The sequence below is a fragment of the Ralstonia chuxiongensis genome, from assembly GCF_024158925.1.
GTDB lineage: Bacteria > Pseudomonadota > Gammaproteobacteria > Burkholderiales > Burkholderiaceae > Ralstonia > Ralstonia chuxiongensis.
In genome coordinates this window covers 240,510-265,813 of record NZ_JAMYWC010000007.1, presented here as the reverse complement: position 1 = coordinate 265,813, position 25,304 = coordinate 240,510, and the positions used below count along the sequence as shown (strand labels likewise).

The following is a 25,304-nucleotide window of genomic DNA, read 5'->3' as shown; positions in this document are numbered from 1 at the left end:
ACCTCCTTGGACTCTGCCCAGACAACGGAAACGGACTGTTCAGCAATCGCAACGGTCTATGCGTCATCGTAGGCGCGTGGCTCTCGCCCAGGTTGACACTCATCAAGGCTTGATGAGAGTTCGTCGCCCCAAGGCGGTCTGGGTTGGTTGACGAGGGTCAACCTGCGGAATTTCCCAAAGCCAATACTGAGAATTCGAGGTTGTTGCAATGGGCTGGCGGAATGCCAGCCGATCCGACTGACGACAAGCGCGTTGCTCGGCTGACAGTTATCAAGGATATGCTGCACCGCCTCCACTATGCCGGCAAGGACGACAGCTTGGTTCAGCCCCAGGCCGACGTTGTGTTTCCATATGACAAAAGCATCTGCACAGCGGTGCCATCGCCAAATAGCTCGAATCAGATTTCTGTACGCCTCAAGCGCAGGGCGTTGGAGACGACGGATACTGAACTCAGGCTCATAGCAAGGGCGGCAATCATCGGGGACAGAAGCAGGCCTGTCGCACTGTAGAGCACGCCTGCCGCCAGGGGCACGCCCAACGCGTTGTAGACGAAGGCGAAACCGAGGTTCTGCTTCATGTTTGCGATAGTGGCTTCGGACAACTGACGCGCTCTTGAAATGCCTCGCAGGTCGCCTTTGACCAAGGTGACCTGTGCACTGTTCATGGCCACATCTGTGCCGGTCCCCATGGCGATGCCAACATCGGCTTTGGCCAGCGCGGGAGCATCGTTGATACCGTCGCCGGCCATGGCAACCACGCGGCCCTCGCTTTGGAACTTGCTCACCAGCGCCAGTTTGTCCGCAGGCTTGACCTCGCCATGGAACTCGGAGATGCCGAGTTTTTCGGCGACGGCCTTGGCGGTTACCACACCGTCTCCGGTCGCCATCACGACACGGATGCCTTTCTCCTTGAGGTGCTTGAGCGCTTCTTCAGTGGTCGCCTTGACCGGGTCAGATACCGCCAGCAGCCCCGCCAGCGTCCCGTCAACGGCCAGATACATGACGCTAGCCCCGTGCGACCGTAATTCGTCGGCAGGTTGGGTCAACATGGCAGCCGAAACTCTCTCGGCTTCCATCAGTGCGGTATTGCCCAGGGCTAGCTTCTTCCCCGCGACGGTGCCACGCACGCCGATACCAGTGCTCGATTCGAAGTTCTCGGCCTTGTCGAGCGCCAGGTTCTGCTGGCGTGCCGCTTCTACAATCGTGGCGGCCAATGGGTGTTCGCTTCCCTGGTCCAGGCTGGCGGCGAGCCGCAGAACCTCAAGGTCAGAAAACCCATTGGCACCAATACTGCGCTCGAAGGCTGGCTTGCCTTCAGTAAGCGTTCCTGTTTTGTCGACGATGAGCGTGTCGACCTTGCGCAAGTTCTCAATGGCTGCGGCGTCGCGGAACAAGACGCCGTTGGTCGCGCCTTTGCCACTGGCAACCATGATGGACATGGGTGTTGCAAGACCTAGGGCGCAAGGGCAGGCAATGATGAGCACCGCAACGGCGTTGATGAGGCCATATACCCAACTCGGCTGAGGCCCAAAAATGCCCCAGGCGAAGAACGTGAGTACGGCAATGGAAACCACCGCAATCACGAACACACCGGCTACCTTGTCGGCCATCCGTTGCATGGGTGCCTTCGACCGCTGTGCCTGGGCCACCATCTGCACAATCTGGGACAGGACAGTTTGAGAACCGACTTTCTCGGATTCGATCACCAGACTGCCAGAGGCATTCATCGTGGCGCCAATCACATGGTCGCCTACCCGTTTGGTGATAGGGATGGGCTCGCCTGTAATCATGGACTCGTCAAGCGAGCTGGTGCCTTCAATGACGACACCATCGACGGGGACTTTTTCGCCTGGCCGCACGCGCAGTCGGTCGCCAACATGCACGTGGCTCAGGGGAACGTCTTCCTCGCTACCGTCCGGCTTGATGCGGCGTGCTGTTTTCGGTGCCAAACCAAGAAGAGACTTGATGGCGGCGGAGGTTTGGGAGCGCGCCCGCAGCTCGAGTACCTGTCCGACCAAGGTCAGCGAGATGATGACTGCGGCGGCTTCGAAATACACGCCGATACGCCCGTGAGCTGCAAAGGTTTCTGGGAATACGCCCGGAGCGACCGTCGCAACCACGCTGTATACATATGCAGCGCCGGTACCAAGCCCGATGAGCGTCCACATATTCGGACTGCGCTGGATAAATGACTGCACACATCGCTGAAAGAACGGATACCCGGCCCAGAGCACGACGGGCGTTGCCAGTACCAGTTCCACCCAGCTCTGAACAGACGCTTCCATCCAGCCATATCGATGTCCGAACATGGCCAGAATGAAAACGACAGCGGTCAGCGGCAGGGTCCACCAGAAGCGTCGCTGGAAATCCGCGAGCTCTGGGTTCTCTTCCTCATTCAGCTCCGGGATAACCGGCTCAAGTGTCATCCCGCAGATGGGGCAATTGCCAGGGTGGTTCTGCCGGATTTCCGGGTGCATCGGGCAGGTGTAGATGGTCCCGTCTTGGTCTTGCGCTGGTATCGCTGCTCCAGCCGGCGGCGACACATACTTCTGTGGCTCAGCAACAAACTTACCTTCGCATTTTTCGCTGCAAAAGCGATAGGTTTTGCCTTGGTGCTCGACACTGAACTGCGAATTGGCGCTGACCGTCATGCCACACACGGGGTCTTTCTCGGCCTGTTCAGTCGGCTTGGCTTCGTGCTCGTGATATTCGTGCCCGGCGTGCGAATGGCCGCCATGATGCATGTGGCTGTGTCCCTCACCTTGAAGGTGACGATGCTCTTCCATTGCGCGCAACTCCTCTTGGTTTGAAACGCCATCGCATGTGAATCAGCGCCGCATAACGATTATAGAAACGGTATCGTCCGTGCCTTGCTGCCGATTGGGAGGCGGCTTCGTTCTTTGACCCAAAACAGATGATTGACCTTCCTACGCAGGGAAGGTCAAGCCCGGCTGCTGCGCCGCGTCGCACGTACCCTGACAAGTCGCGCCCTCGTGATGAGCGTTACTCGGTTCCCGGCAAAGGGCTCGCGACCAGGACAGCGGCGACGAGAATGGCCGCTGTCAGTACGACCGCTTCAATGCGCAGTACGCCAACAAACCGCTGGTTGGTTCGCGCGGTATCGACGGCGCTTGATTGCTTGAGCGCTGCAAGGAGGTCGGGCATCTCGAAAAAGCGGTTGTGCGCACCGAGCGCCGCCGCGCTGAAAACAAACGCAAGCTTCAACAGCAGCAGTCTTCCGTAGGTTGTGCCTAGCAAGTTGGCGGGTTGGTCAACACTTCTCCACCCGTTATATGTTCCTGTGACAACGAGCACGGCGAGCGCATAAGTGGCCGCATTCGACAGTGCCTGGACATACTTTGCGCCGTTGGTCCGGTCAGCTGCTGACTGGCCAATGAGACGAGGCATCACAATGAACGCCGCAGCATAAACGAGGCCTACCCATGCGCTGATTGCCAGCAGGTGTGCCCAATCTATCCAGACGGGCAGGCTGAATGCGCCAGCATCAACTGGATGGCCGCCGTGGCTGCGCGCTAGCGCTGCACCCAAAAGTGCCATCCACAGTGCACCACGAAGGCTTGGCGATTGGCTCTCCCATGGGAGAAAGGCCAACGCCACCACGGTGAGCAGGAGAAGTGCTGAGGCTACCCACGCGTACCCAAACTCGGTTGCACGCAGCATAGAGACGACGGCCGGCCACGCTTGCCAAAGCGGTGCATCTGCCATCTGGGCGCAGTGAATCCAAAAATAGAGAACGCTGGCTGTGAGCGCCGCAATGGCGGCGACCCGGAACGTCATCGCAAGCGTCAGGGTGACACCCGCTTGCCAGGCGGACGGACTACGCTTAAGCCAGCTATCGCTGAACAGAGTGCCGACAAGCACTGCAAAACCGAGGTTCTGCAGTGCCGTCAACCCAAAGCGCGCTGCGTTCAAGGCGCCTTCATCCATCACTTCACCGTGAAGTTGTACTTGCCCTTCGTTTTGTGGCCGTCGTGCGTCATGACGGCCCAGTCGACTGAATACGTGCCGACTGCGAGCTTCGGTACGCCCAGAGTTAGGGACCGGGGATTGGCGCTATCGACCTTTGCTTTTTCCGTACTGACAGCACTTCCTTTTGCGTCCGTCACACGTGCTGTACTGAAAGCTGGTTCCAACTCCTCGTTAAAGGTCATGCGCAACGGGCTGGTGACCGATGACACCGTGCTGCCGGGGGCGGGCTCGGCGCTTTCAAGTTTCCCGTGTGCGAAAGCGATAGCGGGGGCGATAGCGATGGCAGCGGTCAAGCTGACCAGTGATTTCTTGAAATGGGCGTTCATATTTGTCCTTTAGTTGGTGGCCTTTGGAAGACAGGTCGGCTCGAGCCGGCCTGCCGATTACTTGCTCTTTTGCATCTTGACCACAGTTAGCGCACCGTTGACCTGTTCGGCAACGAAATCAATCTTGTCGCCGACCGAGACCTGCTCAAGCATGGCTGGGTCTTTGACGCGGAAGACCATCGTCATGCCGTCCATGCCCAGGTTCTCCAGAGCGCCGTGCTTAATGGTCAGCTTGCCCGCCGAAGTGTCGATTTTCTTGATTTCTCCGTGTGACATCTTTTCGCTCGCTGGTGCTGCTGCGGTGACGGTTGCGGAGCCGGCTTCAGCAGCGAATACGGGCGTCGCGGCCAAGAGCGCGAGTGAGCCAAGAATCGGGGTGCATTTCTTCGTGATGAGATAACTCCTAATTAGCGAGAGTGCGGTGGACGGAATGGCAGCAATTCGTAGAAAGAACTGGCCCAACCAAACATGAGTTGTTCCCTGGCGTCGGTGACGCCCGCCGCTCTGCCATACCTGCGTTCTGTGCGTTGACGGCACGACTGGGGCCGTTAAGCATAAAGTGACCATCTGGACAGGTTATGGTCGTTTACCTGATCGGCCACGTTATGCTTTATCGGCACGGCGCAACTTGACGGGCAAGTCCTCAAACGGTCACAAAATCGACGGGCAAAAAAGCCGGCCAATTGCCGGCTTTTGTCTTGAACTCTTACTCTCCGGTGACCTTCAGTCCGCCTCCATACGACCCCGCGCTTCCTGCAACAAAGTGATAACGCCTTTAACGCTGCCAAGCACCTCTTGCGGAACACGCTTTCTTATCTCGCGACGATTGATCGCCTTCCTTTCACTGAGGATGTCCTGACATGCAGCATCAATCGCGTCTCGGGCCCTTTCCACGCTCTGCTCGCCCCGGCCTCGCCTATGCTGCCGCCAGCGCTCCGCCAGCACGCGAGCTTCCTTGTTTGCGTTCTGGTAAATCTGACGTACATCGACATTGAGACGCCGCGCCGCCTCAACCACGCTCACGGGTACCAGGTCCCCTGCATCGCAACAAGTCGACTACGAATATCGCCCCAGCCCAACGTTCGACGCGGGGCGCGCTGCGTTGTGCGATGAGACAGCATGGCCACTTGTTTGCAGGTGTCGGCCGGCGGGAATCCGTCGCACAAAACCACTACAATAGCGCCCCTTCACCGGTGGCGCCCGCTCCTGTTATCCCGTGCAGGCGCATGCCTCCGGCTGCACTCGAAAAGCCACAATCCTATGATGTCAAACGCTTGCGGCGTTGATTTCGGCACGTCCAACTCCACCGTCGGCTGGCTGAGATCGGACGCACCCACCCTGCTGCCGCTCGAAGACGGCAAGGTCACCCTGCCTTCCGTCATCTTCTTTCACGCCGAAGACCCGCTGGTCAGCTACGGCCGTGCCGCGCTGACCGACTATCTTGCCGGCTACGAGGGCCGCCTGATGCGCTCGCTCAAGAGCCTGCTCGGCACGTCGATGATGGACGACAGCACCGAGGTCATGGGCCAGGCCATGCCCTTCCGCAAGCTGCTGGCGCATTTCATCGGCGAACTCAAGAGGCGCGCCGAGCGCGCCGCCGGCCATGAATTCCGCCGCGCCGTGCTGGGCCGCCCAGTGTTCTTCATCGACGAAGATCCCAAGGCCGACCAGCTCGCCGAAGACACGTTGTCGGAAATCGCGCGCGACGCCGGCTTCGACGAGATCGCCTTCCAGTACGAGCCCATCGCCGCCGCGTTCGACTACGAGGCCGGCATCAGCGGTGAAGAACTTGTGCTGGTGGCGGACATTGGCGGCGGTACGTCGGACTTCTCGCTGGTGCGCCTGTCGCCCGACCGCGCGAAACGCCTTGACCGCCGCGACGACATCCTCGCCAACGGCGGCGTTCACATTGGTGGCACCGACTTCGACCGCGCCTTGAGCCTAGCCAGCGTGATGCCGCTACTGGGCCTGAACAGCACGCTGCGCAACGGCAAGGCGATGCCGTCCGGCCAGTATTTCGACCTGGCAAGCTGGCACACCATCAACCACGTGTACACGCGCAAGGCGTGGACGGTGGTGATGGACAATTACCGAGATGCTGCCGACACCGAAAAACTCGACCGCCTCATCCGCCTGATTCGCGAGCGCGCCGGCCACTGGCTGGCCATCCAGGTGGAAGCCGCGAAGATCGCGCTGTCGGACGCCCCGGTGGCGGAGATCGACCTGCACCGCATCGCGCCCGAGCTGAAGCAGCCCGTCACGCGTGAGGACTTCGACCAGTCGATTGGGAAGCTGGTCGGCAAGACGGTTTCGACGGTGCAGGCGATGCTGAAGACGGCGGGCGTCGCAGCGGAAACGGTCGATACCATTCTCTTCGCCGGCGGCTCCAGCGGGGTGCCGTTGCTGCGCGAGCAACTGGCGCAAGTGCTGCCGTCGGCGCGGCGCGTCGAAGGCGACCTGTTCGGCGGGATCGGTTCTGGCCTGGCGCGCGATGCGGCGCGCAAGTTTGGCTGACGGGCTGAAAGGCTGAGGGGCGGCGGGACGTTTCGAGCGTAGTCGACATGCTGACTTTGGAACCCCGCAGATGTAGCTCACCTTGAGACTGGGGTGGTCACCGGCGCGGCGAACATCCGCAGCCGGTAGGAGTCATTGATCGGTGGTACGCGGGCATAGCAGACATTGCCTAAACAGTCTGCAAACCGCTTCCGTCACTCGACGGTGTTAGCTGGTGGCTGTAACCCGCATCTAATTGTTCAGCCAATCGGGCAACACGTGTAAGGGCTGGCCACTGGTGCACCTGCTGTCTAATAGACAACGTCACTGTCTATTAGCGAACGCCAAAGTAGACCATTCGGCACCTTCCTACGACCCGAAACTCAATTCATTGGAAGGGTCGGACGCAGCTCGATTAGGGCCAAAAATTTCAGCCCCGCGCGTGGCTCTATGCCCTACCGCCTGATCCGAGCAGCAGCATGCGTCGTCATGATCCGTAGGTAGACGGTCCAATGACGAACTCGCGACTCGGGGAGCTCTGCTACGACCTCCCAAGACCCGCATTGCGCGCGCCTCAACGGGAAGAAATCCGTTTGGACAGGTTATGCCTTATTCCGTCCCGATCGGCCAAGTTATGCTTTATTGGCACGACGGCCCTTAACGTGGCGGGTCCTCAAACGGTCGTAAAACCGACGGAAAAAAAAGCTGGCCGATGGCAGCCTTTTGTCTTGCGCGCTTACTCTTCGGCAACCTTCAGTCCGCCGCGATACGTTCTCCTTCGAAGCCGCGTGCGTGACTGCGCGAACGGCTCGAAAATCATTTCTAGGAGAACTGCGGAATACTGTTCCCCCTGTGGCCGCAGACCGTTTCGAGACAAATGACGGCGCGCCCGATAGCAGAACTTGCCGCTTCGAATTGAACGGCATTTGAATTGTCAGCAGGCACTTCGAGCACGTAGTCCGCGCTTTCTCGCATCTCCTTGCCGCGCTCCCGATCAGACGAAATCGCTGACGAACTCGCACTTCAGAGGAGTCGTACGTACGACTGGACCCGGATAAACAGCGCGCGTCTGCACGCGTGCGCAACCCCACCAATTAACTACGTCGGCAGATGAACTTCAGCGCCCACGCATCAACTACACTCGACTAAAACGAGAAAGGTTGTGGCTTGCGAGTTGATATGAGATGGGCAGACTTACTTGGCGTTAGCGGAGGCCGGCACTTGAGCACCGTTGAAAGGCTGCCGGAATATGAGCAAGCGATGTTGCGGATCTACCTGGGCCCGCTACCCTTCCTGGCCTATGGAGTCGTTGCGCTCATCCAACCAACGCCTGAGGCCTACCGAACGCTATTGGCATGTCTTTTTTATGTCGCATTCAGCGTCGGTACATATTTGGCTGTCAATGCACTGTCTGGCCCATCGCGCACACGGTTAGTCACGACCACCGTCATGGATCAGGCTTCGGTGGTGATGATTCTTGCCGCAGGAGGCCGGATAGCATTGCCCATGCTCTGGGCTTTCTTCTGGTTTTTGGTAGGCGCAGGGTGCCGCCATGGCAAACGCATGTTGGCACTCTCCTGCACTGTCGCGCTTGCTGGCATTGCGGCGCTCATGCAATGGGCACCGTGGTGGGAGGAGAATTTTTCCGCCGCGCTGGGCATCGCCTTTGGCGTTACCGCCACCTCCATATATTTGTCAGTGTTGGTCAACAGGCTTGAGAAGCGAGCCGCTACTGACCCTTTGACTGGTCTGAACAATCGCAAGAGCCTTGAGAAGGCCATCGCGCGCGTCCTTCTTGGTCAAGATGGCGAAGCGGAACGAACGGCTCTGTTACTCATTGATTTGGACGGGTTCAAACAAGTCAACGATGCATATGGGCACGGAGTAGGAGACTTGCTGCTGCAACGTTTTGCCCAAGCCTTGCAAGCTCGCATGCGCCGGGGCAATACGCTCTCCCGCCTGGGAGGCGACGAGTTTGTGATTTTGGCGCGCGACCTTTGTAGCAAGACAGACGCGCAAGCCATTGCAGATGATGTCCAATCGGTACTGAATGCGATTCAAACCGTTGATGGGCATCCTGTTTCTGTGTCGGCCAGCATCGGCATCTATCTGTTCTCAACCGACATGCAGGGCGAGCCGCTCGACATTCCTGCCATCTTGCGTCGCGCAGATAGTGCGATGTATCGCGCGAAGACCTCCGGCAAGAACCAAACCGTGTTCACCGACGAGCGGCTCCTGTGAGATGGTGGGTGAGCGGAAAACGCGCTCGCTTCCAAATGCGATCCGCTGCCGTTGCCTGATCTCTATGGGCCCGAACAGGCGAAGACATCCACCGTCGTAGATTTCAAGTAATCCCATGAGGGAAAGTCTACTGCCCTAAGAGAGGGTGCACTTTTGCACCTGCTGTCAAATAGACAACGTCACTGTCTATTTGACAACGCCGAAGTGGACCATTTGCCGCCTATCTACGGCCCGAAGGTTAATTCACCAGAAGGGTCGCGCGTAGCTCGGACCGTCTACGTACGGATCATGACGACGCACGCTGCTTGTTCCGCTCAGGCACATGAAGCCACGTGCGCAGGAGTGAAATCTTTGGCCCGAATCGTAAGCAAGGCCGGTTCTACTGCAAGGTGTTGGAGCAACCGGACTCGTCGACGAAGAACGCTGAAGGCGCAACGGCGTCAATATCAAAGCCTTTGTCCCAAAGCATGTCCGCAGCCTGCAATTCCAGCCGAATACTCAACCAGTCGGCAACTCGACGACACGCCTCTTCGCGTTTGCGCTCACTGAAATGTGTGTAGGTCGATATCTCTGCGCCCGTGAAATGAAGCGCAAGCGTGCAATTGGCTGTGAGCCCATAAGGACCGCTGGTTTGCCATTCCGCTTCGACGTCGTAGCCGCCGGATTTTGTGCGAAATGTCCTGACAAATGCACTTCGCGGCAACGTTGCTGCGACCACGGCGCCCAACTCCCGTTCGGCGGCGCCTCCAGTCTCTTCCAGTTGTGCATTCAGCATTGCGTTCCCCGCGTTCCGAAGCAGGCAGGTATCGAGCTGTCCGAGCGTACCTGCCACATCTGCTTAGACACTGACGCGGATCAACGCCCCCGATATCTCGACACACCTGCGCAACGAATTTGGGTGCTGCGCCTGATCGATCACACCGAAAGCGCAAATGACCACACGTTTGAGGGCTTTATCCGATATCTGACGTGGCAACATGAAGTTCTGTGAGCGGCGGCCGATAACACTATTCTCATCCCCCAAATGCCCCCCATGTCCGAGAACGCCCCCAATCAAGGCTGTACCACGTGTCGGAACGGTCACCTTTGCCTTTCGCGCGGTTTGAACGCCCGTGAAGCCGCACTGGTAGAAGACATCGCACAGCGAAAAATCCGGGTAAAGAGAGGCGAGTCAATCTTCCGCTCTGGCGATCCCCTGGATGAAATCTACGCGGTGAAATACGGCACGTTCAAGCTGACGCTTGGCACAGCCGAAGGCCGCGAGATGATTGCCGCGTTCTACCTGAGCGGCGACATATTCGGCGCGGACGGTTTCGAATCGGATACCCGAACCTCAACCGCGATTGCATTGGAGGACTCGGAGGTGTGCGCCGTATCGTGGAAGCACCTTGCCGAGTTAGCACAGCAAGAAGGTGCGATTCAAAAACTGGTTACGCAGATCTTCAGCGCGCGCATCGGCCGCAAACAACGGCTGATGCTCTGTCTCGGATCCATGCGCTCGGAGGAACGCGTCGCCAGTTTCTTGCTCGATCTTTCGGAGCGTCTGAAAGAGCGGGGCTTTTCCGATCGGCACATTATTCTGCGCATGAGTCGGGAAGAGATTGCCGAGCACCTAGCCATGCAGCTCGAGACCGTGAGTCGAATTTTCAGTTCGCTCGCGCGCGAGGGCATTTTGCGAGTCAATCATCGCGAAATTCAGATATTGGACATCCAGGCACTGGCGACGGTTTCACAGGCGGGTGTTCAGAAAAATCGTGCTTTCTAAGATCGTTTGCTGGCGGGTTATGCCCCCGGCGCTACCTTCGCCAGCCACTTGGGGGCTGCCCACAGCCTCAATGGTCACGAATCCCTTCCCTTGACTGCCGCCGTTCCAGCGCAGCCCGCGTAGTCAAAACTTCATCAAAGAACGCATCGCTGTATGCGGGCAATGATCCGAACTCAGCAGCCAGCGGGATCGCCTCTTCGAGGCTTTCGTTGAACGCTTCGAGCGCGGCATCCGCGGCTGCAGGAGACAGACAAGGCAATACCGCGTCGCGAAACTTCATCAGCACCACCATGCGCGCCGCAATTGCGCCCGTGGAAGCCAAGTTCCGCCGGAGAACTGCTTTGACTTGAATGAGCTCGTCCGGATTTTCTGGTTCGTTTGTCATAGGTCTCCCCTCCCGCACCACAAAGCTGTACGCCATCAGAGCGCTCGCCAAACGACCGCCTTCAGTCAAGTTAAGTACGACTCGCTCTTTTGGACAGCGGACGGTCGTGCGCGAAGTTGATCCCGCTCAACTGCCGAAGAGGCAATGTCTGCACAGTTCGCTTTGCAGATCGATTGATCGTTGCTGCGTGCTTTAACCAATACATTTGCCGGCATCTTCCAAGGCGATGCACCAGAATTTGTTGCCGCTCAACACCTTGGCGCGTTGGTCGCTCCATGCTTATTTCACTGACGTGTGCCAGTGCCCCAAGACGGCTTCTTGAGATGAGGACATCATGATGAAACTGGAAATTTTTGATCCGGCGATGTGTTGCTCGACCGGCGTCTGCGGCGTCGACGTCGACCCGGTGCTGGCGCAATTCGCCGCCGACCTGAAATGGGTTGAAGGACACGGCGTGACGGTGGCCCGCTACAACTTGGGCCAGGAACCGCAAGCGTTTGCGGCAAACCCCGCCGTCGTCAAGGAGATGGAAGGTGGCATGGACCGCCTTCCGATCGTTGTCATCGATGGCCGCATTGTCTCCTCCGGCATGTACCCCTCACGTCAACAACTGGCGCAGAAGCTCAACATTGCGCTATCGACGCAAGAGAAGCCGCGCGTCAAAGCCGGAGGTTGCGGCTGCGCGCCAGGCTCTTGCGGCTAAAGCGGTGGCGTCATGACATTGCCCTCGATCCGTACCCGTTATCTGTTCTTCACCGGCAAAGGCGGTGTCGGCAAAACCTCGCTGTCCTGTGCCACCGGCCTGGCACTGGCAGAGTCCGGACGGTCGGTGCTCATCGTCAGCACCGACCCTGCGTCCAACCTCGACGAAGTGCTGGGTGTCAGCCTTGGCCAGGTACCGACGGCCGTACCAGGCGCAAGCGGTTTGTTCGCGCTGAACGTTGATCCAGAGGCGGCTGCGCACGCTTATCGTGAGCGCATGGTGGCGCCTTACCGCAGCATCCTGCCGGCGGCAGCGATTCAGAGCATGGAAGAGCAATTCTCCGGTGCGTGCACTGTCGAGATTGCGGCGTTTGACGAGTTCTCGAAGCTCCTGGGTGACCCGGCTTCTACCGCTGAGTTCGACCATGTCATTTTCGACACGGCGCCAACCGGCCACACGCTGCGGCTGCTGACCTTGCCTTCTGCATGGGATCAGTTCATTTCCTCATCGACAGGCGGTGCCTCTTGCCTTGGCCCGCTGGCTGGTCTTGAAAAACAGAAGGCGCTGTATGCCGCAACCGTCCAGCGGCTCTCCAGTTCGGACCAGACCACCGTTGTTCTGGTCGCTCGCGCCGACGCCGCGTCGTTGCGCGAAGCGAATCGAACACGCGGCGAACTCGCCGACCTCGGGATACAGAACCAGACTCTGGCGATCAACGGATTGTTCACGGATACCACCTCCGATGACCCGATCGCGAATGCGATGGCGCAGCGCTCGGCCGAAGCATTGGCGAACATGCCTGCCGAGCTGGCTGTGCTACCGCAGACACGCATTCCCTTCCTGCCGCGCGGCACCGTTGGACTGGACGCGCTGCGGGAGATGGCGCACCCCGAGACTGTCGCGTTGCCGACCCGCCGCGACATGCCCAAAACCCGCTTGCCGCCCGGTTTGAGCAGATTGGTCGAAGACATGGCAGCCGCCGACCACGGCGTCATCATGACAATGGGCAAAGGCGGTGTCGGCAAGACCACCGTTGCTGCGGCCATTGCCGTGGCGTTGGCCCAGAAGGGGCATCGAGTCGTCTTATCAACCACCGACCCGGCCGCGCATATCGCCGCCACCATTGACGGCGTCGTACCAGGCCTGACCGTGACCCGCATCGACCCATCCCAGGAAGTGCGGCAATACACCGAAGACGTTCTCGCCAAGGCTGGCCAGCAGCTCGACGCCGGCGGGCGCGCAATGTTGGAAGAAGACCTGCGCTCGCCGTGCACCGAGGAGATCGCCGTCTTCCGAGCGTTTGCCCGCACCGTGGACGAGGGCAAGAGCGGTTTCGTGGTGCTGGACACCGCCCCCACGGGCCACACCATCCTGCTGCTTGATGCTGCCGAGGCTTATCACCGGGAAGTCATGCGTACGCAAGGAGACATGCCCGAGGCGGTGCGGCAGTTGTTGCCCCGGCTGCGCGCCGCCAGTTTCACGCGGGTGCTCATCGTCACCCTGCCGGAGGCCACTCCCGTTCACGAGGCGGAGCGCCTTGCCAAAGACCTGGTCCGCGCGGGCATCAAGCCCTATGCGTGGGTCATCAACCAGTCGCTTCTGGCGAGCGGGACAACCCATCCCGTGTTGAGCGAGCGCGGGGCCTACGAGGTGCCCTTTATTCGCCACGTCGCCGACGACCTTGCACATGACTGCGCACTGATCCCGTGGCTCGCAGAGCCCCCCGTCGGCGTCGCGGGTCTCACGCATCTGATCGCCCAGAACCCTCCTGTCGAAACGGATTCATCCGCTGACGATTAACACAAGGACGACACGTCCCGTCGCTTGGCTGCGGCGCGTTTCAACAGGGCAAGCCTGCCCAGAGCGCCGCCCCAATGCTGTAGGCCCGTTCAAACTGCATGATCAGTGAGACGGTCTTGGGTTGTCATGATGCATCGTGCTGGGGAAGTTGGAACAGCATTGCTGGATACATACGCTGATCGACTTCCTGGTTGACCGGTTCGCAGTACGGCCGCTCAGAAGTGAAAGTGCACAGGCTGGCAAAAGCCAGTGAGTGGCTGCTTACCGCCAGCGAACACGCTCGCGCGACTTGACGCAGATCAAACAATTCGCTCGCCCTGCTAAGGTTTTCGTTGCTTGCGTCGATTGAAGCAGGGGCACACCACAAGCACGAGTTGTGGTGCCCGCCACCATGTCGAGGTGCAGGCAGATCTGGCGAAGAATCCATCGAGGGCCCATTCCTCTCCGCAACGGAAGAACCGCTGGCGCAGTAAATCTAGGCGCCAATCTGCACATCTGACGCAACGCGCGACCCGCGCGTATGAGTGGTGCCAGACCGAAGTCCATCGGGTCCGCAGTCGGACAGAGCCCTTGAGCAAGAAGCACTACGCATGATCCGGCCCACTCTCAAATTTCAAGCCGCGTTCTTGGCCACCATCCTCGTGGCGGCCCTGCTCTGCATCGCTTTCCTGGCCGAACGGACGAAGTTCCGCTCAGACATTCAGGTACTCATCCAGAAGCATCAACAGGCGCTGGTAAAGGATGCCGCGACTGACCTCAGGCAGCGCATGGACGATTACCTCGACATCGTTCAACGCACTGCAGCTCAGACCCGCACGGTCCACTTCGGATCTCTGCAAGACGCTCGCCGATACTTTGCGTCCATAGCGCCGACTGCCGGAATGTTTGACAGCGTGTTCCTTGTTGGCATGGACGGCAAAGTCACGGCCGTCTCCCCATACGTAGAACAGGTGGTCGGCGTCGACGTTCATGACCGCGACTACTTCAAGCAAGTCGTTGTGGTAGGACAGGCCGCCGTCTCGGCGCCGTTGCGTAACCGTATCGGCGGCGCGCCAAACATCGTGTTTGCGGCACCGGTCTCTGACGACGCAGGCCACATGGTCGGCGTGCTCTGCGCATCGTTGGGCCTGCTTCGCCCGAACTTCCTTGGCGACATGCGGACCACCCGTATCGGTGAGCACGGTTATCTATTCGTCGTTCAGCGCGGCAATGCCCCGGTATTCGTCATTCACCCGGATGACGCAAAACTCTTGGCCAATACCAGTGCGGAGCCGGACATCGAAAAGGCGCTTGCCGGACAGCCACTGGACGAGACAGCCCCGATGATCACGCTGGAGAACGTCATTGCCACGGGGTGGACGCTGGGTTCGGTCATCCCGAGAAGCGAAGTCGATGCCCCCTTCGCCGTGATGCGGCATCGACTGGGATGGGCCTCGCTGTTCCTGATTGCCCTGGTCGCATGTTCCGTCTGGGGTGGCATGCAGTTGCTGCTGCGTCCATTGCATCGGCTGCACGTGGCTTTGCGTCGGGCCGATCACTGCGAATGGGATGGGCTCACCACGCTCGACGTCGGACATGCATCCCCTGAAATCGACTCTATCGTGCGCGGCCTGCGCGCCCTCATGAGACAGGTCGTACAGCAGCGGGCGGAACTCGAAGCAGTCAACGACGCGTCACCGCTTGGATTTTTCCGAACACGCAACGATGGCCGCACGACATACGTCAACAATGCTTACTGCCGCATCCTGGGCCTGTCCAAGGAAGACGCGCTTGCAGACTCATGGCGTGACAGGCTCGCTCCAGAAGACAAAGAGCGGGCAGAGCGCGCATGGGATGCTTCCAGGGAAGCCGGCCTCGTCTTTCGCGACCTGCAGCGCTTCTCCATACCGGGCGAGCCAGAGCGCCAGATATCGGTGACGGCTGCACCTGTTGTGGTTGACGGGGCAGCCCAAGGATATGTCGGGGTCATCGAAGACATCACACAACGTGTCCGTGCCGAACAAGCAATCGGCGCACTGATGTCGATTCTGGAAGCCACGCCGGACTTCATCGCCCAAACAGACCGTTACGGGCAGCTGACCTACATCAACCCCGCTGGGCGGGCCTTCGCAGGCATACCGGCCGACAAGGCCATCAGCGAAACAACCATTACCGACTACCACCCGCCAGAAACAGTACAGTTCCTGAAGGACGTCGTGGTTCCCACCGCCCTGAGATCCGGCATGTGGATGGGGGAAACGCTTGCATACAACGCCAAGCGTGAATTGGTTCCCGTGGCCCACACCGTCATCGTTCATCGAGACTCCGCCGGCAAGCTAGACCACTACTCCGCCCTCATGCGGGACATTCGTGCCGAAAAAGCGGCGAAAGAAGCCGTCCAACGCAACGCGGAGACTTTGCAGACCGTCACAGACGCAATGCCGGGGCAAGTGCTGTTCGTGGGCGCTGACGGTCAATACGAGTTTGTGAACGCCGCCTATGCGAGCGAGATGGGCATGTCACGTTCGAGTCTTGTAGGTAAGACCGTTGCCGAGGTCGTGGGCCTGGCCGCGTACGAGCGCCTGCGCGAGCCATTGGAAAAGGCGCTGGCGGGTAACCCTCAAAGATTCGAGCGCGAGGAGCGCATCGGTTCCTCGCTCACGTACCAGGAGGTTCAGTATGTTCCACAGTTCCGGGCCGACGGCACTGTCATCGGCGTGCACATCCTTGTCACGGACATCACCGCCCGCAAAGAGAAAGAGGTCCGCCTGAAAGCCCTGTCGATGACGGACCACCTCACGGGTCTGCTGAACCGGGCCGGTTTTGACAACCAGATGGAGAAAGCACTTTCTTCCGACAACCGCCGCGAACTGGGCGCCCTGCTCCTCATCGACCTCGACGGGTTCAAGCGCGTCAACGACACTTACGGGCACGCAACAGGCGATGAGGTGCTGCGTGCATTTGCCGATCGCCTGCGCACCGTCACACGTCCATCCGATTTTGTTGCGCGCTTCGGCGGCGACGAATTTGCCGTCATCGTCGGGCCGGTGAACGACGACGCGTTACATAAGCTCGCCGGCCGAATCGTTTCAATTGGCGCACGGCCCTACAAGTTTGGCGAGGTCGTCATTGAACTCGGCTGCAGCGTTGGCGTGGCACGGCTGAGCCACAACGTCGATGGGGCCGTGGTGTTTTCGGCCGCAGATGACGCGCTCTATCGCGCGAAGGGCCACGGCAAGGGTCGTTACGAATTCTCCGACGACGTTGCTGTCACGGAAACCGCATCAGAGAGCAGCGAGGCTCCATAGCAACGGCGAATCTGGGTTTTTACCGCAGTCACGTGCTTCCGCTGGTGGGAAAAAATTGCCCTGCCAACGCCTGGAAAAAGCGATTCAACCTGCACGGTGGACACGGCTGCAATGACAAAGCCGGTATCGCCCTCCAATCGCGCCATCAGGACCGCTGTAGATCAACGCTCGGACGAAAGATGCCTCCCGGTACAAGCGCGCAGATATCGAAGCCCATATCGTTGTCGCCAGTCTCTTCTGCGCCCTCGAGCGCCCAGTTCGCCCAATCCTTCAATCGCCCGCAGGTACTTGCTCGAGCGTCGCTGGACTGGTGAAAGTAGACCTGCAACATCAACTCCGTCAGGTGAAATGAAAATGAATTGACCTGCTTGTCGCCTCGCGGGCCTTCTACTATCCACCACGCGTGTACATCTATTCCGCCCAGTTCGTCGCCTTCAAGCCGCAAGACGGCCCGACGAGGCAGCGTTTCTGTTAGCGCATCTTGGAGTTCACGTAGACAAGTCCTTTCGGCTTCGTTGATCCGCTCGCGCATAAGGCCTCCGCATTTCCGCGCGCCCACACTCACGGGCCGCTATTCGAAGGTAGCCGCTGCGCGCTCCTATGCCTTGACGGCGCACAATCAACCGGCGTTTAGAAAGCCGATCGGTGGACAGACACACCTCAAAAACCTGTCGATAGAACTGCCGCTCAAGTCAACGGCGGCAGGGATGCGCCCCGATGGAGGGAAAAATCGTGTTCTCGGTCCTGCCGCCCCACACGAATGGCGTCTCTCTCATCAAGAAAGAAGGCATTTGGCACGGTGAGCACCAGGTCGTAGCCCGTGTCTGCGCACTGTTCTCCGCCCTGGAATTCCAACTGGACGGACAGCCATTCGCTGACCCGCCGACAGATCTCTTCCCGTCTGGGATGATTCAGTCGGCAGTACGCCTTGGCCTCAGCCACACCGAAATGCACCGCTAACGTGCATTCCTGCCGATTGCCACGGACTGTCGACATCGTCCACTTCGCTGCCACATCGTAGCCACCGCAATTGGCACGAGCCGAATTGACGAGCGCCCCTCTGGGTAATGCACGGGACACTGAGGACTCCAGTTCCCAAAGCGTGGCGGCGACCACTTCGTCTGGTTGTTGTTCAAGCATGACGTTTCCCCGTTTTCAGCCTATTGGATGGCTTTTTCTAATAGCCCTCCACGGTAAGCCGATGCTGCCCTTCGCTGGCTGATACAGATCAACCTCTAAATCTGTCGCGCAGCACGTGAGAGATGACGCTCACGGGTTTTCCAGCGCTCCAAGGCCGCCGATCGTCCTTTTTTCCCCCTCCATTGAAGAAATGGCCAACCGCCGCCGCTGCCTGGCAGCCAACCGCTCCGCGCCACCGGCGAGGAACCCTGGCATGCCGGCTGCTTCCGCCCACGGAGCGCAACGGAGGCCACGCATGCATCACGCATTACGAGTGACAAAGCGAACTGCAGCAGGTTGGCTGTTCTTCCTGGCATCGACGGGCGGCAGCGGACTTTCGCTTGCGCAGCCTACTGAGCCGCGCCCGGCATCGCCAGACGTCGCTCCAGCGGCCCTAGCGAAGACCGCAAAACGCTCCTTGTCGCGATATCCGGACACCATGCCGGCCTCAGCGCCTGATCTGTCTACGCCGCAGGCCGCGTCTCCTTCCCCAGGATCGGGCGGGGCTGCGGACATCACTGGGCCTTCGGGCAACAGTGCCGCCGCAGGCCCCGGCGGCCCGGCCGACATGCGTGGCGAGCCTGCGCATAAGCAGCCATTGCGTTAATGTTGTCGCCAAAACCTGATAGGGGTCTCAAATGAGAGCGAGTGATGACCAGCGCAGCAGAACTGATCGTGACAACGCCCAAAGGCCTGTACTGCCCAGTAGGCGACTTCTACATTGACCCTTGGCGGCCGGTTGACCGAGCCGTCATCACGCACGCCCACAGTGACCACGCCCGCATCGGGCACCAGCATTACCTCGCTGCCGCCCCTGGTGCGGGTGTGCTGCGTGCGCGCCTGGGTGACGACATCCCCCTGCAGACGCTGCCGTACGGGGAATCCATCGTCCATCACGGCGTCCGGTTGAGCTTTCATCCGGCGGGGCATGTACTCGGGTCCGCGCAGGTGCGGCTGGAATACGGCGGCGACGTGTGGGTCGTGTCCGGCGACTACAAGGTCGAGGCGGATCGCACCTGCACGCCGTTCGAGCCGGTGCGCTGCAACACATTCATCACCGAATCCACATTCGGACTGCCGATCTACCACTGGCGGCCACAGACCGAGATCTTCGCGCAGCTCAACGCATGGTGGCGCGGCAATGCCGAAGCTGGCCGCGCGAGCGTCGTGTTCTGCTATGCGTTCGGCAAGGCCCAGCGCATTCTGTCGGGGCTCGATACCGGCATCGGGCCGATTGTTTCGCACGGCGCCATGCTGCAGTTAGACACCGCCTATCGGCACGCGGGCGTGGCGCTCCCACCCACGCAACTGGCGACCGACGTGCCCCGCACTGAATTGCGACGCGCGCTCGTGCTGGCGCCACCCTCCGCCCAACGCACGCCGTGGATGCGCCGTTTTGGCGACTATGCCGATGCCTTTGCCAGCGGCTGGATGCAGCTTCGCGGGGCACGCCGGCGGCGCGGCGTCGACCGCGGCATCGTGCTGTCCGATCACGCAGACTGGCCTGGCTTGCAGCAAGCCATTGATGCCACGGGCGCCACGCGGGTCTATGTCACGCACGGGCAGGTGGCGCCGATGGTGCGCTGGCTGTGCGAGCGCGGCCTGGATGCGCGCGCCTTCGCCACCGAGTATGGCCACGAAGGCGAAGAAGCCGATGCAGCCGAAGCAGTCGAACCAGCGGACCCGCCCGCGCCATGAAAGCCTTTGCCGATCTATACGCGCAGCTCGACGCCACCACATCGAGCAACGGCAAGTTGGCCGCACTGGTGGCCTACCTGCGCACCGCGCCCGATGCCGATGCCGCCTGGGCGGTCTACTTCCTGGCCGGCGGCAAGCCCCGCCAGTTGGTGCCCGTGCGTGTGCTCGCCAGCTTTGCCCAGACCACATCCGGCCTGCCCGAATGGCTGTTTGACGAGTGCTACCAAGCCGTAGGCGACCTGGCGGAGACGATCGCCCTGGTCCTGCCCGATGCGGATCATGCAGACGACACCAGCCTGGCCGAGTGGATGGAAGCGCGCCTGCTGTCATTGCGTGGTCAGCCGCCCGAGCAGGTACTGCCTCGCCTTGCCGAACTGTGCCGGGGCCTTCCGCTGCAAGCGCGGCTGGTGTTGATGAAGCTGATCACGGGGGCGTTTCGTGTAGGGGTGTCAAAACTGCTCGTCACGCGCGCGCTGGCCGAAGTGGGTGGCACCGATCCCAAGCACGTGGCGCAACGGCTGATGGGCTATACCGACATCGGCCAGGCACCCACCCCCGAGCGCTATCGCGCACTGCTGGCCGATGCCAGTGCCGATGGCCATGTGCTCGATACCGGGCACCCGTATCCGTTCTTTCTTGCGCATCCGCTGCAGGCCGACGCGCAAGCCTTCGACACACTGCTCGGCCCTCCCACTGAATGGCAAATCGAATGGAAGTGGGATGGCATCCGCGCGCAACTCGTTCGCCGCGCCGACAGCGCATGGCTGTGGTCGCGTGGCGAGGAACTCATCACCGACCGATTTCCCGAACTGTCCACCATGGCGGGGGTATTGCCCTCCGGAACCGTCCTCGATGGCGAGATCGTGGTGTGGCAAGAGGGCCGCGTGCAGCCCTTTGCTCTGCTTCAGCAACGCATCGGCCGCAAGACGCTGAACGCGCGCGTGCTGCGAGAAGCGCCGGCAGTGCTGCTGGCGTATGACCTCCTCGAATGGCAGGGGCAGGACCTGCGCGAGCGCACGCAAAGCGAGCGGCGCGTGCAACTTGAACGCGTGATTGCCGAATACATTCATCCGGCGCTGGAGCTGTCTCCGCTGCTTCACGGCGAAGATTGGCACCACCTTGCACGCCAGCGCGAAGCCTCGCGCGAGCTGGGCGTCGAAGGGCTGATGCTCAAGCGGCGCGACGCGCGCTACGGCGTGGGCCGCACCAAAGACGTGGGCGTGTGGTGGAAATGGAAGATCGATCCGTTCTCGGTCGATGCCGTCCTCATCTATGCGCAGCGCGGCCACGGCCGGCGCGCGAGCCTGTATACCGACTACACCTTTGCCGTATGGGACGCGCCGCCCGAGGTGCCCGAGCGCAAGCTGGTGCCCTTTGCGAAGGCGTACTCCGGCCTGAGCGACGCAGAGATCCGACAGGTCGACGCGCTCATCCGCAAGACCACGGTTGAAAGTTTTGGCCCCGTGCGCAGCGTGACCCCGACGCTGGTGTTCGAACTCGGCTTTGAAGGCATAGCGCGCAGCACGCGCCACAAGAGCGGCATCGCGGTGCGGTTTCCACGCATGCTGCGCTGGCGCCATGACAAGCCGGTCGCAGAAGCCGATACCTTGCAGACACTGGAAAGCCTGCTGCCGCCGTCATGAACGAACCCGCAATGCCCGATCTTGATGCATGGTTTGCCGCGCGCGGCTGGGCGCCAATGCCGTTCCAGCGCGCCGTGTGGTCGGCCATGGCACGCGGTGAATCGGGCCTGCTGCACGCCACCACGGGGGCGGGGAAAACCTATGCCGTCTGGCTCGGTGCGCTGCAACGGTTGGCGCAAGTGCGCGGGCGCAGCGGCGCGCCGCCTTTGTCCGTGCTGTGGCTCACGCCCATGCGTGCGCTGGCGGCCGACACCACGCGCGCATTGACCGACGCCGCACAGGCATTGGCGCCGCACTGGACCCTCGGGCAGCGCACCGGCGACACCGGCAGTGCCGAGCGCGCCGCGCAATCGCGCCGTTTGCCCACCGCCCTGGTGACAACGCCCGAAAGCCTGTCGTTGCTGCTCGCGCGCGCCGATGCGCGTGAAGCCCTGGGCTCTGTGCGGGTGGTCGTCGTCGATGAATGGCACGAACTGGTGGGCAACAAACGCGGCGTGCAGGTGCAGTTGGCGCTGGCGCGGCTGCGCACGTGGTCACCGGGGCTAGTCGTGTGGGGCCTCTCAGCCACGCTGGGCAACCTGGCGGAAGCCATGGACGCGCTGGGCGATGCGACGACGCCCGCCGCCGGCACGCTGGTGCAAGGCCATCTGCCCAAGCGCATGGAGATCGATACGCTGCTGCCCGACGGTGTAGGGCGGTTTCCATGGGCCGGGCACCTGGGTATGGCGATGCTGCCCCACGTGCTGGAAGAGCTGGAAAGTGCCACCACCGCGCTGGTGTTTCTCAACACGCGTTCGCAAGCGGAGCTGTGGTACCAGGCCGTCATCAATGCGCGGCCGGAATGGGCGGGGCTGATTGCGTTGCATCACGGCTCACTGGACCGCTCAACGCGCGACTGGGTCGAGACCGGGCTCAAGCAAGGCATGCTCAAGGCGGTGTTCTGCACGTCAAGCCTGGATTTGGGCGTCGACTTTCTGCCGGTGGAACGCGTCCTGCAGATCGGCTCACCCAAGGGCGTGGCGCGGCTGTTGCAGCGTGCAGGGCGATCAGGCCACGCGCCGGGCCGGCCCTCTCGCGTGACGGTGGTGCCCACGCACAGCCTTGAACTCGTGGAAGGCGCGGCCGCGCGCGCGGCCGCCATGTCGGGCCACGTGGAAGCCCGCACCTCGCCGCATAAACCGCTTGATGTGCTGGTTCAGCATCTGGTGACGGTGGCACTCGGGGGCGGCTTTGTGCCCGAGGCGCTGTTGCAGGAAGTGCGCCGCGCATGGGCCTACCGAGATTTGCGCGACGACGAGTGGCAATGGGCGCTCGACTTCGTGCGACAAGGCGGCCACTCGCTCACCGCATATCCCGACTACCACCGCGTCACACCAGACGAGCACGGGGTCTGGCGCGTGCCCGATGCTCGGCTCGCGCGGCGGCACCGCATGAGCATCGGCACCATCGTCAGCGATGCAACGATGACCGTGCGCTGGTGGCGTGCTTCCGGCGGCGGTGCCCTGGGGTCGATCGAGGAAGGTTTCATTGCCCGGCTGCGCCCTGGCGACAACTTCCTGTTTGCGGGCCGCTTGCTGGAGCTGGTGCGCGTGCAGGACATGACAGCCTATGTGCGGCGTGCCACCGGCAAACGTGCTGCCGTGCCCCGCTGGAACGGTGGTCGCATGCCGCTTTCCACCGAGCTGGCGCACGCGGTGGTGGCGCAGCTTGATGCGGCGGCACATGCGCGTTTCGACAGCCCCGAAATGGAAGCCGCGCGCCCGCTGCTGGAGCTGCAGGCGCGCTGGTCTGCGCTGCCCACCACCGCAACGCTGGTGGCCGAAACCCTGCACTCCCGCGAGGGCTGGCATCTCTTTCTCTACCCGTTTGCGGGGCGGCATGCCCACCTGGGGCTGGCAAGCTTGCTGGGCTGGCGCGCCGCCAATCGCACGCCGGCCACGTTTTCCCTGGCGTTCAACGACTACGGCCTCGAACTCCTGTCGGCCACGCCCATCGACTGGCCCGCGTTGCTGGCCAGCGGCGAACTCTTTTCCACCCACACGCTCCTGCAGGATGTGCTGGCCAGCCTCAACGCCGGAGAACTCGCGCAGCGTCGCTTTCGTGAGATCGCACGCGTAGCGGGGCTCGTCTTCCAGGGCTACCCCGGCGCGCATAAAAGCACCCGCCAGTTGCAGGCTTCATCCGGCCTGTTCTATGAAGTCTTCCGGCGCCATGACCCGGGCAACCTGCTGCTGTCGCAAGCGGAAACCGAAGTCTTGCGCCAGGAGCTGGACCTCGACCGCATTGAATCCGCCCTCATCCGCATGCGCGGTTTGCGGCTTGAACTGCGCGCGCTGACCCGGCCTTCGCCGTTCGGCTTTCCGTTGATGGTGGAGCGTTTTCGCGAACAGCTCTCGACCGAGAAACTGGCGGATCGGATCGCACGCATGCTGGCCGAAGCCGAGCGCGCCGCAGGCCCCGAGCCGACCGATCCGGATGCCGCAACACGGCCAGAAATCGAGACAGACGTACAGGCCGCGTTGCGCTTGACTGAATCGTCCGACACAGCGGGCAAATCCAGCCGCCGCACGCGCCGGCCACGCAAGACATCGAAGCCACTCCCACTGCTATGAGCGCTCCCCAAAACCTCGTCATCCAGTGCGCGGGCGAGACCGTATGGCTTCTGCCCGAACGCGCGCTCTGGTGGCCCGCGCGACGCATGCTGATGGTGGCCGATGCGCACTTCGGCAAGGCGGCGACGTTCCGCGCGCGCGGCGTTCCGGTGCCTGCCGGAAGCACAGTCCAGGCTATCGCCCGCCTGGATGCCATGCTGGCGCGACTGCCCGTCGGACATATAGCGTGGCTGGGCGACCTTCTCCACGCGCGCGAGGCACAGGGTGCAATCGACGCGCTCGTCGCCTGGCGCATACGGCACGCCGACATAGCCTGCACGCTGGTCCGCGGCAACCACGACCGCCACGCGGGCGACCCGCCTGCTGGCCTGCACTTCAACGTGGTGGAAGAGCCTTGGGCGATTGGCCCATTCGCGCTATGCCATGAGCCGCAAGTGGTGCCCGAACGCTACGTCATTGCCGGCCACGTGCACCCGGGCGTTTTCATCAGCGGACGCGGAAAAGATCGGCTCCGGCTACCGTGCTTCCGCTTTGGGCAAAGCGGCGCGCTGCTACCCGCATTCGGCGAGTTCACAGGGTTGTGGACCGCACCTGTTGCGCCGGGCGAAGCGCTCTATGGGGTGGCTGACGACCGGGTCTGGCCACTGCTCAGCTAGACGACGCAATTTGGCTGTAGGCCCAGCGCCCAGACTCAAAACTCAAGGCCGCTCATGCGTGAGCAGCAGGCGGGCCTGTTCCATGCCGTCGCGAATGGCTTCGCCTTCGGTATGCCAGCCGCGCCACGTCTGGGATATTTCCCGGATTTGGAACTGCCGCTCGCCGTTTGCGACAGCAATGCGCGGCACCCACACGCCTTGTGCGTCCTGCTCCGCGCTGACTGTGACGGTATGGCCGGCACACTCGAACCGCTCCTCGCCTTCGTGCGCTGTATTGCTCGTCATCATCGCCTTCCGTTCAAGAAAGGATGCGGCGGATTGACGCCCGAATACATCAGCGCGAGTGGTTGCGCGCCTGTCCCGAACACGCCGGCGGGCAAGCCACGGGCGAGGGAATACATTGCAATCACGGCAAGAGTGAGCGCCGCGATCGCAAGCAGTTCTTGCATATGCATGAGCGTCTCCATGTTTGTTCAAGCCTTGAAACGGCCAGTGACTGACGCAGACGCAATGCCCAGGCCCGAGTG

The 25,304-nt window shown here is 61.4% G+C and carries 21 protein-coding genes; 10 read left to right on the top strand and 11 right to left on the bottom strand.

Features of this window, described 5'->3' with window-relative positions:
• Positions 1-397 precede the first annotated feature (397 nt).
• The 5 genes from NKG59_RS22450 to NKG59_RS22430 form a co-directional block, all read right to left on the bottom strand.
• The gene (locus NKG59_RS22450; protein WP_253541599.1) at positions 398-2,785 is read right to left on the bottom strand and encodes a heavy metal translocating P-type ATPase; all 2,388 of its coding nucleotides are present in this window, start codon (positions 2,783-2,785) and stop codon (positions 398-400) included.
• A gap of 217 nt (positions 2,786-3,002) precedes the next feature.
• Positions 3,003-3,947 (bottom strand): copper resistance D family protein, encoded by a 945-nt coding sequence (locus NKG59_RS22445; RefSeq protein WP_253541596.1) that lies wholly within the window; start codon positions 3,945-3,947, stop codon positions 3,003-3,005.
• Positions 3,947-4,315: a copper resistance protein CopC gene (locus tag NKG59_RS22440; RefSeq protein ID WP_045203377.1), complete on the bottom strand. Its 369-nt coding sequence runs from the start codon at positions 4,313-4,315 to the stop codon at positions 3,947-3,949. The genes NKG59_RS22445 and NKG59_RS22440 overlap by 1 nt, the downstream gene beginning before the upstream one ends.
• A gap of 57 nt (positions 4,316-4,372) precedes the next feature.
• On the bottom strand, positions 4,373-4,666 hold the full coding sequence (locus NKG59_RS22435) for a copper-binding protein (protein WP_253541798.1): 294 nt from the start codon (positions 4,664-4,666) through the stop codon (positions 4,373-4,375).
• Between the two features lie 372 nt (positions 4,667-5,038).
• On the bottom strand, positions 5,039-5,338 hold the full coding sequence (locus tag NKG59_RS22430; RefSeq protein ID WP_253541593.1) for a hypothetical protein: 300 nt from the start codon (positions 5,336-5,338) through the stop codon (positions 5,039-5,041).
• A 237-nt stretch (positions 5,339-5,575) separates the two neighbouring features.
• On the opposite strand from NKG59_RS22430, the gene NKG59_RS22425 reads away from it, so the two are divergent.
• Positions 5,576-6,829, top strand: a complete 1,254-nt coding sequence (locus tag NKG59_RS22425; RefSeq protein WP_253541590.1) for an Hsp70 family protein — start codon at positions 5,576-5,578, stop codon at positions 6,827-6,829.
• 1,200 nt (positions 6,830-8,029) lie between these two features.
• Positions 8,030-9,049, top strand: coding sequence for a GGDEF domain-containing protein (locus tag NKG59_RS22420; RefSeq protein WP_315862607.1), 1,020 nt, complete (start codon positions 8,030-8,032; stop codon positions 9,047-9,049).
• 379 nt (positions 9,050-9,428) lie between these two features.
• On the opposite strand, the gene NKG59_RS22415 is transcribed toward NKG59_RS22420, so the two are convergent.
• The gene (locus NKG59_RS22415) at positions 9,429-9,824 is read right to left on the bottom strand and encodes a hypothetical protein (protein WP_045203380.1); all 396 of its coding nucleotides are present in this window, start codon (positions 9,822-9,824) and stop codon (positions 9,429-9,431) included.
• A 258-nt stretch (positions 9,825-10,082) separates the two neighbouring features.
• Here NKG59_RS22415 and NKG59_RS22410 point away from each other — a divergent pair, with 258 nt between their 5' ends.
• Entirely contained in the window at positions 10,083-10,814 is a 732-nt protein-coding gene (locus NKG59_RS22410; protein WP_253541587.1) for a helix-turn-helix domain-containing protein, read from the top strand.
• 67 nt (positions 10,815-10,881) lie between these two features.
• Here NKG59_RS22410 and NKG59_RS22405 read toward each other — a convergent pair whose 3' ends face one another.
• On the bottom strand, positions 10,882-11,199 hold the full coding sequence (locus NKG59_RS22405; RefSeq protein WP_253541585.1) for a hypothetical protein: 318 nt from the start codon (positions 11,197-11,199) through the stop codon (positions 10,882-10,884).
• A 334-nt stretch (positions 11,200-11,533) separates the two neighbouring features.
• Here NKG59_RS22405 and arsD point away from each other — a divergent pair, with 334 nt between their 5' ends.
• The 3 genes from arsD (at position 11,534) to NKG59_RS22390 (ending at position 16,989) form a co-directional block, all read left to right on the top strand.
• Positions 11,534-11,902, top strand: a complete 369-nt coding sequence (gene arsD, locus NKG59_RS22400; RefSeq protein ID WP_045203383.1) for an arsenite efflux transporter metallochaperone ArsD — start codon at positions 11,534-11,536, stop codon at positions 11,900-11,902.
• A gap of 12 nt (positions 11,903-11,914) precedes the next feature.
• Positions 11,915-13,702 (top strand): arsenical pump-driving ATPase, encoded by a 1,788-nt coding sequence (gene arsA, locus NKG59_RS22395; protein ID WP_253541583.1) that lies wholly within the window; start codon positions 11,915-11,917, stop codon positions 13,700-13,702.
• A gap of 626 nt (positions 13,703-14,328) precedes the next feature.
• Positions 14,329-16,989, top strand: a complete 2,661-nt coding sequence (locus tag NKG59_RS22390; RefSeq protein ID WP_253541580.1) for a diguanylate cyclase domain-containing protein — start codon at positions 14,329-14,331, stop codon at positions 16,987-16,989.
• 145 nt (positions 16,990-17,134) lie between these two features.
• On the opposite strand, the gene NKG59_RS22385 is transcribed toward NKG59_RS22390, so the two are convergent.
• Complete coding sequence (locus NKG59_RS22385) at positions 17,135-17,521, bottom strand: hypothetical protein (protein WP_045203385.1); 387 nt, start codon at positions 17,519-17,521, stop codon at positions 17,135-17,137.
• 155 nt (positions 17,522-17,676) lie between these two features.
• Positions 17,677-18,129 carry a hypothetical protein gene (locus tag NKG59_RS22380; protein ID WP_082076019.1) on the bottom strand — a complete coding sequence of 151 codons (453 nt, stop codon included), beginning with the start codon at positions 18,127-18,129 and terminating at the stop codon, positions 17,677-17,679.
• A 690-nt stretch (positions 18,130-18,819) separates the two neighbouring features.
• Here NKG59_RS22380 and NKG59_RS22375 point away from each other — a divergent pair.
• The 4 genes from NKG59_RS22375 to pdeM are packed head-to-tail and all read left to right on the top strand — an operon-like array spanning position 18,820 to position 24,777.
• On the top strand, positions 18,820-19,866 hold the full coding sequence (locus tag NKG59_RS22375; RefSeq protein WP_253541562.1) for a ligase-associated DNA damage response exonuclease: 1,047 nt from the start codon (positions 18,820-18,822) through the stop codon (positions 19,864-19,866).
• Positions 19,863-21,509, top strand: a complete 1,647-nt coding sequence (locus tag NKG59_RS22370; RefSeq protein WP_253541558.1) for an ATP-dependent DNA ligase — start codon at positions 19,863-19,865, stop codon at positions 21,507-21,509. Before NKG59_RS22375 ends, NKG59_RS22370 begins: the two co-directional genes overlap by 4 nt.
• The gene (locus NKG59_RS22365; RefSeq protein ID WP_253541555.1) at positions 21,506-24,121 is read left to right on the top strand and encodes a ligase-associated DNA damage response DEXH box helicase; all 2,616 of its coding nucleotides are present in this window, start codon (positions 21,506-21,508) and stop codon (positions 24,119-24,121) included. The genes NKG59_RS22370 and NKG59_RS22365 overlap by 4 nt, the downstream gene beginning before the upstream one ends.
• Positions 24,118-24,777, top strand: a complete 660-nt coding sequence (gene pdeM, locus NKG59_RS22360) for a ligase-associated DNA damage response endonuclease PdeM (protein ID WP_253541552.1) — start codon at positions 24,118-24,120, stop codon at positions 24,775-24,777. The genes NKG59_RS22365 and pdeM overlap by 4 nt, the downstream gene beginning before the upstream one ends.
• Positions 24,778-24,819: 42 nt before the next feature.
• Here the strand turns inward: pdeM and NKG59_RS22355 are convergent, their stop codons facing one another.
• Entirely contained in the window at positions 24,820-25,062 is a 243-nt protein-coding gene (locus NKG59_RS22355; protein WP_253541549.1) for a DUF6566 family protein, read from the bottom strand.
• Positions 25,062-25,232 carry a hypothetical protein gene (locus NKG59_RS22350; RefSeq protein ID WP_253541546.1) on the bottom strand — a complete coding sequence of 57 codons (171 nt, stop codon included), beginning with the start codon at positions 25,230-25,232 and terminating at the stop codon, positions 25,062-25,064. The genes NKG59_RS22355 and NKG59_RS22350 overlap by 1 nt, the downstream gene beginning before the upstream one ends.
• Positions 25,233-25,304 lie beyond the last annotated feature (72 nt).

What these genes read in the sequence shown, in the direction of transcription:
- NKG59_RS22450 (WP_253541599.1), bottom strand. Translation starts at nt 2,785, where the DNA reads ATGGAAGAGCATCGTCACCTTCAAGGTGAGGGACACAGCCACATGCAT.
- NKG59_RS22425 (WP_253541590.1), top strand. Translation starts at nt 5,576, where the DNA reads ATGATGTCAAACGCTTGCGGCGTTGATTTCGGCACGTCCAACTCCACC.
- NKG59_RS22380 (WP_082076019.1), bottom strand. Translation starts at nt 18,129, where the DNA reads ATGCTTGAACAACAACCAGACGAAGTGGTCGCCGCCACGCTTTGGGAA.
- NKG59_RS22370 (WP_253541558.1), top strand. Translation starts at nt 19,863, where the DNA reads ATGAAAGCCTTTGCCGATCTATACGCGCAGCTCGACGCCACCACATCG.
- arsA (WP_253541583.1), top strand. Translation starts at nt 11,915, where the DNA reads ATGACATTGCCCTCGATCCGTACCCGTTATCTGTTCTTCACCGGCAAA.
- pdeM (WP_253541552.1), top strand. Translation starts at nt 24,118, where the DNA reads ATGAGCGCTCCCCAAAACCTCGTCATCCAGTGCGCGGGCGAGACCGTA.
- NKG59_RS22410 (WP_253541587.1), top strand. Translation starts at nt 10,083, where the DNA reads ATGTCCGAGAACGCCCCCAATCAAGGCTGTACCACGTGTCGGAACGGT.
- NKG59_RS22385 (WP_045203385.1), bottom strand. Translation starts at nt 17,521, where the DNA reads ATGCGCGAGCGGATCAACGAAGCCGAAAGGACTTGTCTACGTGAACTC.
- NKG59_RS22415 (WP_045203380.1), bottom strand. Translation starts at nt 9,824, where the DNA reads ATGCTGAATGCACAACTGGAAGAGACTGGAGGCGCCGCCGAACGGGAG.
- NKG59_RS22355 (WP_253541549.1), bottom strand. Translation starts at nt 25,062, where the DNA reads ATGACGAGCAATACAGCGCACGAAGGCGAGGAGCGGTTCGAGTGTGCC.
- NKG59_RS22365 (WP_253541555.1), top strand. Translation starts at nt 21,506, where the DNA reads ATGAACGAACCCGCAATGCCCGATCTTGATGCATGGTTTGCCGCGCGC.
- NKG59_RS22440 (WP_045203377.1), bottom strand. Translation starts at nt 4,315, where the DNA reads ATGAACGCCCATTTCAAGAAATCACTGGTCAGCTTGACCGCTGCCATC.
- NKG59_RS22375 (WP_253541562.1), top strand. Translation starts at nt 18,820, where the DNA reads ATGACCAGCGCAGCAGAACTGATCGTGACAACGCCCAAAGGCCTGTAC.
- NKG59_RS22445 (WP_253541596.1), bottom strand. Translation starts at nt 3,947, where the DNA reads ATGGATGAAGGCGCCTTGAACGCAGCGCGCTTTGGGTTGACGGCACTG.
- arsD (WP_045203383.1), top strand. Translation starts at nt 11,534, where the DNA reads ATGATGAAACTGGAAATTTTTGATCCGGCGATGTGTTGCTCGACCGGC.
- NKG59_RS22405 (WP_253541585.1), bottom strand. Translation starts at nt 11,199, where the DNA reads ATGACAAACGAACCAGAAAATCCGGACGAGCTCATTCAAGTCAAAGCA.
- NKG59_RS22350 (WP_253541546.1), bottom strand. Translation starts at nt 25,232, where the DNA reads ATGCATATGCAAGAACTGCTTGCGATCGCGGCGCTCACTCTTGCCGTG.